General features: G+C 37.9%; 15 protein-coding genes. All 15 read right to left on the reverse strand.

Going from position 1 to position 16,757, the window contains the following annotated elements; genetic code table 11:
* Window positions 1–61 precede the first annotated feature (61 nt).
* A complete protein-coding gene (locus PSR14_RS19660; RefSeq protein WP_098486974.1) occupies window positions 62–1,762 on the reverse strand; it encodes a proline--tRNA ligase in 1,701 nt (566 codons plus the stop codon).
* 109 nt (window positions 1,763–1,871) lie between these two features.
* Window positions 1,872–3,128 carry an RIP metalloprotease RseP gene (rseP, locus tag PSR14_RS19665; RefSeq protein WP_001090249.1) on the reverse strand — a complete coding sequence of 419 codons (1,257 nt, stop codon included), beginning with the start codon at window positions 3,126–3,128 and terminating at the stop codon, window positions 1,872–1,874.
* 16 nt (window positions 3,129–3,144) lie between these two features.
* Window positions 3,145–4,287: a 1-deoxy-D-xylulose-5-phosphate reductoisomerase gene (gene dxr / locus PSR14_RS19670; protein WP_000790362.1), complete on the reverse strand. Its 1,143-nt coding sequence runs from the start codon at window positions 4,285–4,287 to the stop codon at window positions 3,145–3,147.
* 23 nt (window positions 4,288–4,310) lie between these two features.
* Window positions 4,311–5,102 (reverse strand): phosphatidate cytidylyltransferase, encoded by a 792-nt coding sequence (gene cdsA / locus PSR14_RS19675; protein ID WP_000813584.1) that lies wholly within the window; start codon window positions 5,100–5,102, stop codon window positions 4,311–4,313.
* 17 nt (window positions 5,103–5,119) lie between these two features.
* Window positions 5,120–5,896, reverse strand: coding sequence for an isoprenyl transferase (uppS, locus tag PSR14_RS19680; RefSeq protein WP_000971301.1), 777 nt, complete (start codon window positions 5,894–5,896; stop codon window positions 5,120–5,122).
* Between the two features lie 85 nt (window positions 5,897–5,981).
* The gene (gene frr / locus PSR14_RS19685; protein WP_000531500.1) at window positions 5,982–6,539 is read right to left on the reverse strand and encodes a ribosome recycling factor; all 558 of its coding nucleotides are present in this window, start codon (window positions 6,537–6,539) and stop codon (window positions 5,982–5,984) included.
* 2 nt (window positions 6,540–6,541) lie between these two features.
* Window positions 6,542–7,264, reverse strand: a complete 723-nt coding sequence (gene pyrH, locus PSR14_RS19690; protein ID WP_000042663.1) for a UMP kinase — start codon at window positions 7,262–7,264, stop codon at window positions 6,542–6,544.
* Between the two features lie 66 nt (window positions 7,265–7,330).
* The gene (tsf, locus tag PSR14_RS19695; protein ID WP_001018580.1) at window positions 7,331–8,218 is read right to left on the reverse strand and encodes a translation elongation factor Ts; all 888 of its coding nucleotides are present in this window, start codon (window positions 8,216–8,218) and stop codon (window positions 7,331–7,333) included.
* A 103-nt stretch (window positions 8,219–8,321) separates the two neighbouring features.
* The gene (gene rpsB / locus PSR14_RS19700) at window positions 8,322–9,023 is read right to left on the reverse strand and encodes a 30S ribosomal protein S2 (protein WP_000111483.1); all 702 of its coding nucleotides are present in this window, start codon (window positions 9,021–9,023) and stop codon (window positions 8,322–8,324) included.
* 349 nt (window positions 9,024–9,372) lie between these two features.
* Window positions 9,373–10,152, reverse strand: a complete 780-nt coding sequence (gene codY, locus PSR14_RS19705) for a GTP-sensing pleiotropic transcriptional regulator CodY (protein ID WP_000421288.1) — start codon at window positions 10,150–10,152, stop codon at window positions 9,373–9,375.
* A gap of 77 nt (window positions 10,153–10,229) precedes the next feature.
* Window positions 10,230–11,621, reverse strand: coding sequence for an ATP-dependent protease ATPase subunit HslU (hslU, locus tag PSR14_RS19710; protein WP_000550081.1), 1,392 nt, complete (start codon window positions 11,619–11,621; stop codon window positions 10,230–10,232).
* A 22-nt stretch (window positions 11,622–11,643) separates the two neighbouring features.
* Complete coding sequence (gene hslV, locus PSR14_RS19715; protein WP_000526271.1) at window positions 11,644–12,186, reverse strand: ATP-dependent protease proteolytic subunit HslV; 543 nt, start codon at window positions 12,184–12,186, stop codon at window positions 11,644–11,646.
* Window positions 12,187–12,228: 42 nt separating this feature from the next.
* Complete coding sequence (gene xerC / locus PSR14_RS19720; protein WP_001101228.1) at window positions 12,229–13,128, reverse strand: tyrosine recombinase XerC; 900 nt, start codon at window positions 13,126–13,128, stop codon at window positions 12,229–12,231.
* A gap of 65 nt (window positions 13,129–13,193) precedes the next feature.
* Window positions 13,194–14,498, reverse strand: coding sequence for an FADH(2)-oxidizing methylenetetrahydrofolate--tRNA-(uracil(54)-C(5))-methyltransferase TrmFO (trmFO, locus tag PSR14_RS19725; RefSeq protein WP_002028254.1), 1,305 nt, complete (start codon window positions 14,496–14,498; stop codon window positions 13,194–13,196).
* A gap of 50 nt (window positions 14,499–14,548) precedes the next feature.
* A complete protein-coding gene (gene topA, locus PSR14_RS19730) occupies window positions 14,549–16,627 on the reverse strand; it encodes a type I DNA topoisomerase (RefSeq protein ID WP_001286973.1) in 2,079 nt (692 codons plus the stop codon).
* Between the last annotated feature and the right edge of the window lie 130 nt (window positions 16,628–16,757).

Below are 16,757 nucleotides of genomic sequence, written 5' to 3' on the forward strand. Positions count from 1 at the left end.
CTTCTTTTACAAAATACGTTTACAAAGAAAGAGAAGGTACCTCATTACGAGGTACCTCTTCCTATTTTAAAATATTAGCAATATATGTTTGAAGTTCTTCTACTTTTACTTCTTCAGACTCACCTGTAGCACGTACTTTCACTTCTACAATACCTTCGTCTGCTTTTTTACCAACTGTCACGCGAACTGGAAGGCCGAATAAATCAGCATCAGCAAATTTAACACCTGCACGTTCTGCACGATCATCTAGTAATACTTCATATCCTTGCTCTTGTAATGAGTTGTAGATGTTTTCACCCATTTCACGTTGTGCATCAGACTTCATATTCACTGGAATTACATGCACATGGAACGGTGCAACAGCTTTTGGCCAAACTAAACCGTTCTCATCATTAAACTGCTCTGCAATTGCTGCCACTGTACGAGACACACCAATGCCGTAACAACCCATAATAAGTGGTTGTGTTTTTCCGTTTTCATCTAGGAATGTTGCGTTCATTGCTTCACTATAACGAGTTCCTAATTTAAATACATGACCAACTTCAATTCCGCGTGCGAAAAGAATTGTTCCGTTTCCGTCTGGAGATTGGTCTCCTTCTTGAATGAATCGTAAATCCGTATATTGACTTACTTTAAAGTCACGTTCTGGATTTACATTTACATAATGGAATCCTTCTTCGTTCGCTCCTGAACATCCGTTGACAATTGATGCTACAGCGTGATCAGCAATAATTTCGATATCACCTGTTACACCAATTGGACCTAATGAACCAATTTCACAATTTAATAATTCTTTTACTTCTTCATGAGAGGCAAGCTCAACAACGGAAGCACCGTATACATTTTTCACTTTTACATCGTTTACTTCATGATCACCACGAACAAGTACCACTACTAATTTCTCATCTACTTTAAATACCATAGACTTAATGCACTTTTCAGCTTCGATGTTTAAGAATGCAGATACTTCTTCAATTGCTTTTTGGTCTGGTGTTGCTACTTTTTCAAGCTCTTTTTCTGCTTCGTCACTCTTCGTATACGTAGCTACAACAGGAGCCATTTCGATGTTCGCTGCATAATCAGATGTATCAGAGTATGCAATTGTATCTTCACCAACATCAGATAATACCATAAATTCATGTGTATCTTTTCCACCCATTGCTCCAGAATCAGCAATAACCGCACGGAAATTCAAGCCACAACGAGCAAAGATGTTAGAGTATGCTTTGTATAAGCGATCGTACACTTCATCTAAGCTCTCTTGCGTAGCATGGAAAGAGTATGCATCTTTCATTAGAAACTCTCTTCCACGTAATAAACCGAAACGAGGTCTTTGTTCATCACGGAATTTTGTTTGAATTTGATATAATGTTAACGGTAATTTTTTATACGATTTCACTTCATCACGTACAAGATCCGTAATTACTTCTTCATGTGTCGCTCCTAATGCAAATTCACGAGCGTTACGATCTTTCATACGCATTAATTCAGATCCGTAAGAATACCAACGACCTGACTCTTGCCATAATTCTGCAGCTTGCATCGCTGGCATTAATAATTCTACAGCACCTGCGCGCTCCATTTCTTCTCGAACGATACGTTCTACTTTGTGTAGTACTTTTAATCCAAATGGTAGAAAACTATAAATACCAGAAGCATTTTGACGCATAAAACCTGCACGAAGTAATAACTGATGACTCTTAATCTCCGCATCAGCTGGAACTTCACGTAATGTAGGACTGAATACCATACTTTGTTTCATTTATTCGCACCTCTTCATTTTACTCTTACACGCAGGAAAACCCCTCACCTCGAGTTAGGTGAGGGATTTTATTCTACGAGCTCTATTTCATTATAAGTTTCACTTTATTTTACAAGAAAAACTTACGAATGTCATTCCAAGTTACAACTAACATAAGTAACATTAATAATGCAAAACCAATAAAGTGAACCATTCCTTCTTTTTGGCGATCAATTGGTTTCCCGCGTAACGCTTCAATTAAGAAGAAGAACAAACGTCCACCGTCTAAAGCAGGAACTGGTAGTAAATTAAATAAACCAAGGTTAATACTTAAAACGGCTGCTAAATTTAATACACGCGTAAATCCATAATCTACCACTTGATCTGTAAGATTATAAATTCCTACTGGACCTGACAACTCATTAATAGAGAATTGACCCGTTACTAATTTCACAAGAGATTCAAAAATTAGTTTCGTCCAATAATATGTTTGTTCAAAACCTGATTTAATCGAACCCATTACTGTTTTCTCTACTGGAGTGTAAACACCAATTCTACCAATTTCTTCTTTACCTTCTTTATCAAGCGTTGGCGTTACTTTCACATTAAACTGTTCACTATCACGCTTTACTTGTAACGTAAGTTCTTTATTCGGGTTTTCACGTACAATGGTAACAACATCTTTCCATGTACTTGTGTTTTTCCCATCAATAGCTTGAATTGTATCATTTTCTTTTAATCCAGCTTGCTCTGCTGCACTATTCTCCATCACTTTTCCGACCATTGGTTTGTCAACAGGAACACCTTGTACAAATCCAAGAATCACAAAAATAACAAATGCTAAAATGAAGTTCATTGCAGGACCCGCAAAGATCGTTAAAGCACGTTGACCTAATTTCTTAGAGCCAAACTGTCTATTATACGGAGCAATTTGAATTTCTTCACCGGCAGTAATAATACGAGCCTTCTCATTCACTCGGAATGTTTGAAGCTCTTCCTCGTACTCTTCATAACCCGAAATTGTTAAATTATGCTCTAAATCAGATTGTTCGACTTCAATAACGCGAACATTTGGATACTTTTCATATCCATCAAAAACTAATTTTACAACTTCGTCTTTTTCGTTTAATACAAGGCCAACCTTTTTCCCTGGCTTTAACTCAACTGTATCTGCATCCTCGCCAGCCATTCTTACATAGCCGCCAAGGGGCAGTAATCGAATCGTATACACCGTTTCATTCTTTTCAAATGAGAATATTTTCGGACCAAAACCAATCGCAAACTCACGGCATAAAATACCTGCTCGTTTTGCGAAATATAGATGCCCTAGCTCATGGAAAAATACAAGTGCACCGAAAATTAATATAAAGGCAATCGCTGTATTCAATTCCATACCACCTTTGCTAAATTTGTTCCATCACAAACCGTCTTGTGGCTGCATCAATTTCCAGAATTTCCTCTAAGCTTGGACGTGCAATGACATTGTGATGGTTCATTGCTTTTTCAATGAGGTCTTCCACTGTTAAGAAACCAATTCTCTTTTGTAAAAAAGCTTCAACAGCTACTTCATTCGCTGCATTCATTACAGCTGGCATACTTCCACCTGTTTTTCCAGCTTCATACGCAAAGCGCAAGCAACGGAAACGTTCTTGATTCATTTTCTCAAAATGCAATGTACCCATTTCCCATAAATTTAACTGCTTTGTGTCTGAAAGAGGCAATCGATCAGGATATGTAAGTGCGTATTGAATTGGCACTCGCATATCAGGTGAGCCAAGCTGTGCCATCACACTACGATCTTCAAATTCAACCATAGAATGAATAATACTTTCTTTATGTAAAACAACATCGATTTGCTCATAAGGGATACCGAAAAGCCAATGTGCTTCAATTACTTCTAGCCCCTTATTCATCATTGTAGCAGAATCAATTGTAATTTTCGAACCCATTGACCAGTTTGGATGTCGAAGCGCATCTTCTACGGTCACATGATGCAATTCATCTCTCGTTTTATCACGGAAACTTCCACCAGAAGCCGTTATAATTAGTCGAGAAATTCTTTTTTCATTTTCACCATTCAAGCATTGAAAAATAGCTGAATGTTCACTGTCTACTGGAAGTAACGAAACATTATGTTTTCGCGCTGCTTCCATTACAAGATGCCCTGCAGTTACTAACGTTTCTTTGTTTGCAATTCCAATTGTTTTTTTCGCCTCAATTGCACGAAGTGTCGGTAACAACCCTACGCTACCTACAACAGCATTTACTACTATCTCCGCATCTGGATGTAATGCTACTTCTAAAAGTCCTTCACTACCATATACAATTTTTGTATTACCAGAGACAGCTTGTAATTTTAAAACATCTTCCTCTCTTTGCACAGAGACAATTTGCGGAGAAAATTCTTGAATGACCTTTACTGCGTAGTCAATATTTTTCCCTACAGAAAAAGCAACGAGACGGAATTGGTCTGGGTGCGAGCGTAATACATCTAAAGTTTGTGTACCAATTGATCCGCTTGCACCTAATAAACTAATGTTTTTCATGACTCCAACCCCTCGTTCATTTATTAATTGTATTGTAATAAGAAGTAGAGAATTGGTAAAACGAATAACCAACTATCTGTTCGATCTAATATACCACCATGTCCAGGTAAAATTGTACCTGAATCTTTTACGCCATAATGACGTTTAAATGCAGATTGTACTAAATCACCAATTTGTCCAAAAATAGAAATGATAATTGTCAGCACAATTAAAATTACTACATTCGATTCCACTGGGAAGAACATGTTGTAAACAAGCGCCACAATAATTCCACAAACGATGCCGCCTAATGAACCTTCAATCGTTTTATTTGGACTAATTTCTGGCCATAATTTTCTTTTTCCTAATGCTTTTCCTACGAAATATGCACCTGAATCAGTAGCCCATATAACAAATAATGCGCAAAACACATATTTAATTCCTAAAATTCTTGTTTCATTCAAATATAAGAATCCCATTGCAACATATGTTGTCGCCATTAGTAAAAATGAAGCATTATCAAAAGTAAATGTATTCTTAGAAAGGACTGTATATGATAAAAGTAATAGAACAATCACAAATGTGATTTCTAATTTACCTAATCCAATCCAAGTAAACAGTTCTGATGCACTACTTGGAATTAAAATAATCCATAATAATACTGCAGCTAAAACTGTTGGTACTGAAATAAGCGTAAGCTTATTCATACGAATTAATTCATATAAACCTATAGAAGCAAGTGCATACACTAAAACCGTAAAAGGCACGCCACCGTAAATTACGATGGGAATGAATAGCGCGGCAGCAACCACTCCAGTAATAATTCTCTGTTTCACTACCAAACCCTCTCTTTCTACACGCCTCCGAATCTGCGCCCTCTATGCTGAAAGTCTGTAATCGCATTTAGCAAATGTTCCTCGGTAAAATCTGGCCAATACACATCTGTAAACCAAAATTCCGAATATGCAATTTGCCATAACATGAAATTACTAATACGTAGCTCTCCGCTCGTACGGATTAACAATTCTGGGTCAGGTAAAGAACTCGTCATTAGGTAGGAAGAAAGCATTTCTTCGCTTACATCTTCAACACGAACTTTTCCTTCCTCACTATCTTTCATCATATGTTGCACAGCAGAAACGATTTCATCTCGACTTCCATAGTTTAACGCGAAATTCAGAATTAATCCCGTATTCTCTTTCGTCTCTTCCATGGCCTTCTCCATCGCTCTGCGTGTATGCGTAGGAAGACGATCTTGTTGCCCTATTACACGGACTTGTACGTTCTCTTCAATCAATTCTGGTAAAAATGTACCTAAAAATTCTTCTGGAAGCTTCATTAAATAATCAACTTCCTTTTTTGGTCTTTTCCAGTTCTCAGTTGAAAAAGCATAAAGAGTTAATACTTTCACATTAAGTTTGCTTGCAAATTTTGTGATTTTCTTTACAACTTGCATGCCTTCATGATGTCCCGCAATACGAGGCATCGCTCTCCTCTTTGCCCACCTTCCATTACCATCCATAATAATGGCAATATGTTCTGGGATGTATCCTTTTTTCACTTCTTCAACGAGATGATCAAACGATGTGTCCTTTTTACCTTTAAAAAAAGGAAAGTTTTTAAACATCATTCATACCCTCCAACAAGCAGACGTATGCCTAAAAGTGTAAAAAGACCCCCTTAAGAAGAGGGTCATATTTGCGAAAGTATCGCTATTACACTTCCATGATTTCTTTTTCTTTGTTTTTTGCGATTTCGTCAACTTTTGCAATATATTTATCTGTTTCTTTTTGGATATCTTCAGTATATCCTCTTAAATCGTCTTCTGTAATCTCGCCAGCTTTTTCAAGCTTCTTAAGATCATCGTTACCGTCACGACGTACGTTACGAACAGCAACTTTTGCTTCTTCAGCATATTTTTTCACAACTTTTACAAGATCACGACGACGCTCTTCTGTTAATGCAGGGAATGCAATACGAATTACAGTTCCATCATTAGAAGGGTTTAAGCCTAAATCTGCTTTTAAAATTGCTTTTTCGATATCACCGATAGAAGTTTTATCATACGGTTGAATTACAAGTAAACGTGCTTCTGGAACTGTAATGTTCGCTAATTGCACAACTGGTGTTGGTGCACCATAGTAATCAACTTGTACTTTATCTAATACAGACGCGTTTGCACGACCAGCGCGAACTGTTGCTAATTCGCGTGAATAAGCAGCAACCGCTTTTTCCATTTTTTCATTTGCAGACTTCAATACTTGTTGTCCCATATTTATTTCCCCCTTACAACTGTTCCGATATTTTCGCCTAACACGGCACGTTTAATATTCCCTTTTTCCATAACTGAGAATACAATTAATGGAATATCATTATCCATACATAGAGAAGAAGCTGTAGAATCCATTACACCTAAACCTTCTTTTAATACATCTAAGTAAGTAAGTGTTTCGTATTTCGTAGCTGTTGGGTCAATAGATGGATCTGCATTATATACGCCATCCACATTGTTTTTCGCCATTAAAATTACGTCAGCTTCAATTTCCGCTGCACGTAATGCTGCCGTTGTATCTGTAGAGAAGTATGGGTTACCAGTACCTGCTGCAAAGATAACAACACGTTTTTTCTCTAAGTGACGAACTGCTTTACGACGAATGTAAGGCTCTGCCACTTGACGCATTTCAATTGAAGTTTGTACGCGAGTTTGAATTCCGATGTTCTCCAAGCTATCTTGAAGAGCTAATGAATTCATAACTGTCGCTAACATGCCCATGTAATCCGCTCCTGCACGATCCATGCCCATCTCACTTCCAATTTTTCCACGCCAAATGTTACCGCCGCCAACAACAACAGCAACCTCTACATCTAGTTCTGCAATTTCTTTCACTTGTTCCGCAACTGACTTAATAACAGCTGGGTTGATTCCAAATCCTTGCTCGCCAGCTAAAGCTTCTCCACTCAGCTTTAAAACGACACGATTATATTTCGGTTTACTCATAATGAACCTCCAATTGCTTACATCTTTATTTTAAAAAAGGGAACACAATGTGTTCCCTAATCTGTATTAGTTACTACCTTTTACTTGGTTCATTACTTCTTCAGCAAAGTTGTCTTCGCGTTTTTCGATACCTTCACCAACAGCGTAGCGAACGAATCCTTTTAATGTTGCGCCTTTAGACTCAACGAATTGACGAACTTTCATATCAGGGTTTTTAACGAATGCTTGGTCAAGTAAGCAAATCTCTTCGAAGAATTTGCCTAGACGGCCTTCAACCATTTTTGCAACGATTTTTTCAGGCTTGCCTTCGTTTAATGCTTGTTGTGTTAATACTTGACGCTCATGCTCAACTTCTTCAGCTGTTACAGCATCACGATCGATGTATTTTGGGTTAACTGCAGCGATGTGCATTGCTACGTCTTTAGCAGCCGCTTCATCAGTAGAACCTTCAAGAACTGTTAGAACACCAATGCGTCCACCCATGTGTAGGTAAGCACCGAATGCATCTGCATCAGTTTTTGATACGATTTCGAAACGACGAAGTGTAAGCTTTTCACCAATTTTAGCGATTGCTTCGTTGATGTGCTCTTCAACTTTTTTACCGTTTTCCATTGTTTGAGCCATAGCTTCTTCAACGTTAGCAGGCTTCTTAGCTAATAGGTGAGCAGCTAATTCTTTAATTAATGTTTGGAAACCTTCGTTTTTCGCAACGAAATCAGTTTCAGAGTTTAATTCTAAGATTAAACCGTCGTTACCGTTTGTTTCGATGAAAGTTAAACCTTCAGCAGCGATGCGGTCTGCTTTTTTAGCAGCTTTCGCGATACCTTTTTCACGTAAGAAGTCAATTGCCTTCTCCATGTCGCCGTTAGTTTCTGTTAAAGCTTTTTTGCAGTCCATCATACCTGCGCCAGTTTTTTCACGTAATTCTTTTACCATTTGTGCAGTGATTGCCATACTTTTCATCCTCCTAAAATATGTATTTATACCTTTTATAAAGGTGTTTATACCTTAAAAAAGGTGATAAAAGGCCGAACCCCTTATCACCTTTCCAACTTTGTTACGCAGTAACAGTTTCTTCACCTTGTTTTGCTTCAAGGATCGCGTCTGCCATTTTAGATGTAAGAAGTTTTACAGCACGAATTGCATCATCGTTCGCTGGGATAACGTGATCGATTTCGTCTGGATCACAGTTTGTATCAACGATACCGATGATTGGAATGTGTAATTTGCGTGCTTCAGCAACTGCAATACGCTCTTTACGAGGGTCTACTACGAATAATGCACTTGGAAGACCTTTCATATCTTTAATACCGCCTAAGAATTTCTCAAGACGCTCTAACTCTTTTTTAAGTTGAACAACTTCTTTCTTAGGTAGTACTTCGAAAGTACCATCTTCTTGCATTCTTTCGATGTCTTTAAGACGCTTGATACGCTTTTGGATTGTTTGGAAGTTAGTTAAAGTTCCACCTAACCAACGTTGGTTAACGAAGTACATACCAGCACGAGTTGCTTCTTCTTTAATAGCTTCTTGTGCTTGTTTTTTAGTACCTACGAATAAGATGTCTCCGCCTTCAGCAGCGATGTCACGCATAACTTTGAAAGCTTCCTCAACTTTTTTCACAGTTTTTTGTAAGTCGATGATGTAGATACCGTTACGCTCTGTGAAAATGTAACGCTTCATTTTTGGGTTCCAACGACGAGTTTGATGTCCGAAATGAACACCAGCTTCAAGCAATTGCTTCATAGAAATTACTGACATAATATAGTTCCTCCTAAATGGTTTTTGATATCCTCCGTTTACTTCATCTCTAAGCGAAACTACAAACGTAGCACCAACACTTAAATCAGTAAACGTGTGTACTTTGTACTGACACCACTGCTTACTATATCATACTGAAATATTACAATCAAGTCGAAAATGCGAACAATGTAAAACTTTCTTTGTTCATACTCGAATTCTAGTATTACCAACCTACATTTCTTTTAAGCAAAAAAAGTGAAATGCAATTCATGGCCTTTCAAAAAAATGCGATTATGACGCTATGTACGAACAACATCAATCTGTTATACAAAAAACTCTCCTCAAAAAATGAGAAGAGTTTTATAAATTAGTTTGTTTTTAATTTAGCAAGTTCATGTAAGAATTTGTCGTTTAGTACTTTAATGTATGTTCCTTTCATACCTAAAGAACGCGACTCAATTACACCAGCACTTTCTAATTTACGAAGTGCATTTACGATTACCGAACGAGTGATTCCTACGCGGTCAGCAATTTTACTTGCAACAAGTAAACCTTCTGTTCCGTTTAATTCTTCGAAGATGTGCTCGATTGCTTCTAACTCACTGTAAGATAATGAGCTGATCGCCATTTGAACAACAGCTTTGCTACGTGCTTCTTCTTCAATTTCTTCTGCTTTTTCACGTAAAATTTCCATACCTACAACAGTTGAGCTGTACTCAGCAAGAATTAAATCATCATCTAAGAACTCTTGACCAAGACGAGCTAAAACTAATGTACCTAGACGCTCACCGCCACCAACGATCGGTACGATTGTAGTTAAGCCTTGACCAAATAATTCTTTATTTTCTACTGGGAATGCTGTGTAAGCACTGTTTACATCTAAGTTTGAAGATGTTTCTGTAATGTTGAATAAGCTTTGTGTATACTCTTCTGGGAATTGACGCTCTGCAAGCATTTGTTTCATACGCTCATTCTCGATTTGTTGGTGAATTGCATAACCTAGTAATTTACCACGACGGCTTACTACGAATACGTTCGCTTCGATTACTTCACACATTGTGTCAGACATTTCTCTAAAGTTTACAGGCTTTCCTGCTGCGCTCTGTAATAACGCATTTAATTTTCTTGTTTTTGCTAATAATTCCATTTCAAAAGTTCCTCCTACATGTTACTCACATATTTTTTCATCACTTGGAAACTAGGGCGAGTCACCTGATGACACTATTACAAAATAAACTGGCTCACATCTTTATTTTTAGCAATCGTTGCTAATTTTTCCTCAACGTATTGAGGCGTTATCGTTATTTTCTCTAACGTAATTTCAGATGCTTCAAACGATAAATCTTCAAGGAGCTTCTCCATAATCGTATGAAGTCTTCTTGCTCCAATATTATCTGTATCCTGATTAACTTGATAAGCAATCTCAGCAATCTTACGAATAGCTTCGTCTGAAAATTCAATTTCTATACCTTCAGTCGCTAATAAAGCAATATATTGTTTAATTAACGCATTATCAGGCTCGATTAATATTTTAACAAAATCATCCGTCGATAATTTTGTTAATTCTACTCGAATCGGAAATCTCCCTTGTAATTCCGGAATCAAATCTGACGGTTTAGACATATGAAACGCTCCAGCTGCAACGAATAAAATATAATCCGTTTTTACTGATCCGTATTTTGTCGCAACATTTGATCCTTCTACAATTGGTAAAATGTCACGTTGCACACCTTCACGTGATACATCTACACTATTCGACTGCTTACCAGCAATTTTGTCAATTTCATCGATAAAAATAATCCCGAGCTGTTCAGCACGATAAACAGCCTCTTGTGTAACTTCATCCATATCAATTAAGCGCTGTGCTTCCTCATTTGTCAAGACTTTTCTTGCTTCTTTTACAGAAAGTTTACGTTTTTTTGTTTTTTTCGGCATAAAACTTCCTAATGCATCTTGAAAATTCATCCCCATTTGTTCCATGCCAGTTCCTTGCAGCATATCGAACATGGAAGACTGTTGTTCAGTCACTTCAATCGATACAATTTCATCTTCAAGAAGTCCTGCAGCAAGCTTTCTTTCCACATCTTGACGTTTCTTTTCGATTTCAACATCTTCCTGTGAATCTGTTGTTTGGTTCGAATTTTGAGCGCCACCAAATAGCATTTCTAATGGGTTTTTAAATCCAGATTGCTTCTCCGGACTCGGCACTAAAATTTCAACAAGACGTTGGTTCGCTTGTTCTTCTGCTTTGTCTTGTACTTTTACTACCATTTCTTCTTTCACAATGCGAACTGACGTTTCCACAAGGTCACGTACCATCGATTCTACATCTCTACCTACATATCCAACTTCTGTAAATTTCGTAGCTTCAACCTTAATAAAAGGTGCTCCAACGAGTTTCGCCATTCGTCGTGCTACCTCTGTTTTACCAACACCTGTCGGTCCAATCATTAAAATATTTTTAGGTGCAATTTCATCACGTAGATTTTCAGCTAATTTACTTCGGCGGTATCGATTTCTTAAAGCTACAGCAACCGCTTTCTTCGCATCCTTTTGACCGATAATGTATTGATCTAATTTTTCCACAATTTGACGCGGAGTAAAATGTAAATGCATATAAAATGCCTCCCTTACGATTCTACAATTCTTCCACAATTATATTGTGGTTTGTATACACACAAATATCGCCTGCAATGTCTAAACTCGCTTTCGCAATTTGCTTCGCTGTTAAATGTTCACTTGCATATTGTTTTAAAGCACGACCTGCTGAAAGCGCATAATTTCCGCCAGATCCAATTGCTAAAATACCATCATCCGGTTCAATCACTTCTCCCGTACCTGAAACAAGGAGCATCGTTGTTTTATCCATGACAATGAGCATCGCTTCTAGCTGACGTAACATTTTGTCACCGCGCCATTGCTTCGCCATCTCAACAGCAGCACGCTGCAAGTTTCCATTATACTCTTCTAATTTCCCTTCAAACATTTCAAAAAGAGTAAATGCATCAGCAACTGAACCTGCAAAACCAGCTAAAACTTTCCCTTGAAAAAGTTTACGAACCTTACGAGCTGTATGTTTCATTACAACAGCATTTCCCATTGTCACCTGGCCATCTCCAGCCATTGCACATTCTCCATTATGATGAACTGCAAATATCGTTGTAGCGTGGAAATTTCCCATAGAAAAAACTCCTTTATATGTTTTTATAGCTTTAAAAGCAATTTATGCCCGTGGGTGATGCTTCATGTAGACAGAACGCAATCTTTCTTTAGAGACATGCGTATAAATTTGTGTCGTAGACAAATTTTCATGACCGAGTAGCTCCTGTACAGTACGTAAATCTGCCCCTTCATCTAACATATGTGTAGCAAATGTATGCCTTAACATATGAGGACTTATACGCATTGTCAGTGAAGCTTTCTTAATGAGTTCATTTAATACATAGCGTACTCCTCGACTTGTCAGCGGCGTGCCTTTCGCATTTAAAAATACCATATGAGATTGTTCTTCAGTTTTCTTGGCTAACTGTTTTCTCCCGTTCTCTATATAAGTAATTAAAGCATCTTGTGCATAGCTCCCGAACGGAATATACCTTTGTTTTTTTCCTTTTCCCATTACTAAAATTGTTCCCACCGCAAAGTCAATATCGGTAAGTTGTAAATTGACACATTCACTTACACGGATCCCGGTCGCATACATCAACTCTAATAAAGCTTGATTCCTTTGACCTAACGGGGTTTCCGTATCAGAAACTTCAAATAATTCCTCTAATTCTTCAGCATATAAAAACTTTGGGATTGACAATTCTTTTTTGGGGAGTGACGCAAGTGCAAACGGATTATCCTTCCGATAACCTTCACGCATCAAAAAACGATATAAACTTCGTAAGCTTGATACTTTTCTTGCGACAGATTTACGGGCTAACTTTTCATCGTGCAACGTCGTTAAGTACAAACGAACATCCGCGTATGTAATATCTAAAAAAGAGGATATGCCTTCTCGCTCCATAAATTGCACAAAATGTTCTAAATCATTTTGATAACTTGCAATTGTATATTTTGAATAATTTCTTTCAATTTGTAAATATCCAACGAATAATTGTAACAATTTCTTCACATTCACACAATTCACCTCAATAAAGGCTACTAAATCGTATCACAACTTAGTAGCCTTTGCAAGAAATTTAACTAAATATTTACAAAATTTCGAATCGTTTCTAAAGCGCGTGTTGCATAGGCTTCATTACGTTCTGCTTTCTTCTTAATTTTCTTCTCTAACGGTGCAAACAGACCGAAGTTTGCATTCATTGGCTGGAAGTTTTTCGCGTTTGTCGCAGTAATATAATTCGCCATACTTCCCATCGCAGTTACAGGTGGTAATACAACCGGCTCTTCACCTTTTACAAGTCGAGCAGCGTTGATACCTGCTAGCAATCCTGAAGCCGCTGATTCAACATATCCCTCCACTCCAGTCATTTGACCAGCGAAGAATAAATCATCACGTTGTTTATATTGGTATGTTGGACGAAGCAAGTTAGGTGAATTAATAAACGTATTACGATGCATTACACCATAACGTACAATCTCTGCGTTTTCCAGTCCCGGAATCAACTGTAACACTTCTTTTTGCGGTCCCCATTTTAAATGCGTTTGGAAACCTACGATATTGTATAACGTTCCCGCTGCATCATCTTGGCGTAACTGAACAACAGCATATGGCGTTTTCCCTGTTTTCGGATCTTCTAATCCAACAGGTTTCATCGGTCCAAATACTAGTGTTTGTCTTCCTCTACTTGCCATAACTTCTACCGGCATACAACCTTCAAAGAAAATTTCTTTTTCAAATTCTTTTAAAGGTACTGTTTCAGCAGCGATTAAAGCCTCGTAAAAACGGTCAAATTCCTCTTCCGTCATTGGACAGTTTAAATATGCCGCTTCACCTTTATCGTAACGAGATTTTAAATACACTTTATTCATATCAATGCTGTCTTTCTCAACAATCGGTGCTGCTGCATCATAGAAATAAAAGTAGTCTTCACCCGTTAATTCTTTTAATTGCGCAGAAAGATCAGGCGACGTAAGTGGACCTGTCGCGATAACAGTAGGACCTTCTGGAATTTCAGTGATTTCTTCATTCACCACAGTTACGTTCGGATGATTTTTCACATATTCCGTTACTTTTGCCGCAAATTCATGACGATCTACCGCTAAAGCCCCTCCTGCTGGTACAGAACACTCATCAGCTGCACGAATAATAACAGAATCCATTAAACGCATTTCTTCTTTAATAACACCAACAGCATTTGTTAATGTGTTTGCGCGAAGCGAGTTACTACATACTAATTCTGCAAATTTATCTGTGTGATGAGCTGGCGTTTGCCTTACCGGTCTCATTTCGTATAATCTTACTTGGACACCACGTTTTGCAATTTGGTAAGCTGCTTCACTTCCTGCAAGACCTGCGCCAATGACGTTTACTACTTGTGTTGTCATATATTTATCACCTTTCCTTTTCTTCCCGAAAAAAATGTGAGCAGTTACGCTCACATTTGTTGTTCTTCTTCATAATCACACGAAATACATTGTACTTGTACGCCTTTTTTCAACTTCTTCTCTACTAGCATACCTTCACACTTCGGACATTTACGGCCAATCGGCTTATCCCAAGATACAAAGTCACACTCTGGATACGTACCGCACCCATAGAAAAGACGTTTCTTTTTATTACTACGACGTTCAATAATTTGACCTTTATCACATTTCGGACAAGTAACACCGATTTCTTTCACAATCGGTTTTGTATTACGACAATCTGGGAAATTCGAGCAAGCCATAAATTTCCCATATTTACCCATTTTAAAGACCATTGGGTGATTACATAATTCACAATCTTCCCCAGCTGGTTCATCTTTAATTTCCACTTCACGCATTTCTTTTTCCGCTTTTTCTAAACGCGGTTCAAATCCTACGTAGAAATCATCAACAATTTTTACCCAATTCGCATTTCCTTCTTCTACTTCATCGAGGCTTTGCTCCATGTTAGCAGTAAATTCAATGTTAATAATTTCCGGGAAAAACTCTAAAATAAGTTCAATTACTATTTCACCTAGTTCAGTTGGAACGAAGCGTTTATTATCCAAACCTACATATCCACGTTTTTGAATCGTTTCAAGTGTCGGTACGTAAGTCGACGGTCTTCCAATTCCAAGCTCTTCAAGTGTTCTTACTAAACGAGCCTCTGTATAGCGCGGCGGAGGTTGTGTAAAGTGTTGCTTCGGTTCTAAATCCTTCGAAAATACGGTTTCCCCTACTTCTAAAGGTGGCAACATCTTATCCTTTTCTTCAGCCCCATCATCTTTCGACTCTACATACACTTTCATAAATCCTGGGAACTTTACAACCGATCCACTTGAACGGAACTGAACATTATTATTAATGAGTCTCGCTGTCACAGTATCCATTATAGCAGACGCCATTTGACTTGCAACAAATCGCTCCCAAATCAATTTATACAATCGAAGTTGGTCACGACTTAAGAAACTCTTTAGTTCCTCTGGCTTTCTCATTACCGAAGTAGGACGAATTGCCTCATGCGCATCTTGTGCGTTCGACTTCTTCGTTTCTTTCTTCTTTTCTGTTCCTATGTATTCCGTACCAAACGCCTCAGTAATGTACGTACGTGCCTCTGTTTGAGCTGTTTCTGAGATACGTGTTGAATCAGTTCTCATATACGTAATAAGACCTACAGTTCCTTGTTTTCCAAGATCAATTCCTTCATACAATTGCTGCGCAAGCATCATCGTTTTCTTTGCTCGCATGTTTAACTTACGCGCCGCCTCTTGTTGCAAGGAAGATGTTGTAAATGGTAATGCTGGATTACGTTTTCGCTCTTTTCTCGTTACATTTTCAACTGAGAACGCATTATCTTTCAGCCGTTCAATTATTTCATTCACTTGTGTTTCATTCGTTAATTGAACTTTTTCACCATCTACACCGTAAAAGCTTGCTTCAAATGTGTCTTTCCCTTTCACAAATTCTGTCTTAATTGTCCAGAATTCTTCAGGCTCGAAACTTTGTATTTCTCTTTCACGTTCGATAATTAAACGAACTGCTACAGATTGTACGCGTCCTGCACTTAATCCTTTTTTTACTTTCTTCCATAATAAAGGACTAATATTGTAACCAACAAGACGATCTAGTATACGTCTTGCTTGTTGTGCATCTACTAAATTCATGTTAATCGCGCGAGGATGTTTGAATGATTCTTTTATTGCATCTTTTGTAATCTCATTAAACACAACTCGGCAATCTGATTCAACGTCCACATTTAACGTATTGGCTAAATGCCAAGCAATAGCTTCCCCTTCGCGGTCTGGATCGGCCGCGAGATAGACTTTCTTTGCTTTTTTTGCTGCTGATTTTAAGTCTTTTAAGACGGGACCTTTACCACGAATGGTAATATACTTCGGGGTGAAGTTGTTCTTTACTTCTATCCCCATTTGGCTTTTAGGTAAATCGCGAACGTGTCCCATAGACGCGACAACTTTGTATTTTTTCCCTAAATATTTCTCAATGGTCTTCGCCTTAGAAGGCGACTCCACGATTACGAGGTAATCTGACATGCTAGTGCCTCCTTAAGAGGTGGATTCAAGTCTTCATTAATCTTATTGATTTCTCTTGTTTTTGTCAATCAAGAATGAATATACCATACAGTGCCTATCTACCATTTGTCAATAATTGTTTAATAAAAAC

The organism is Bacillus sp. A01H (assembly GCF_045277205.1).
In the GTDB taxonomy this organism is placed as follows: domain Bacteria; phylum Bacillota; class Bacilli; order Bacillales; family Bacillaceae_G; genus Bacillus_A; species Bacillus_A paranthracis.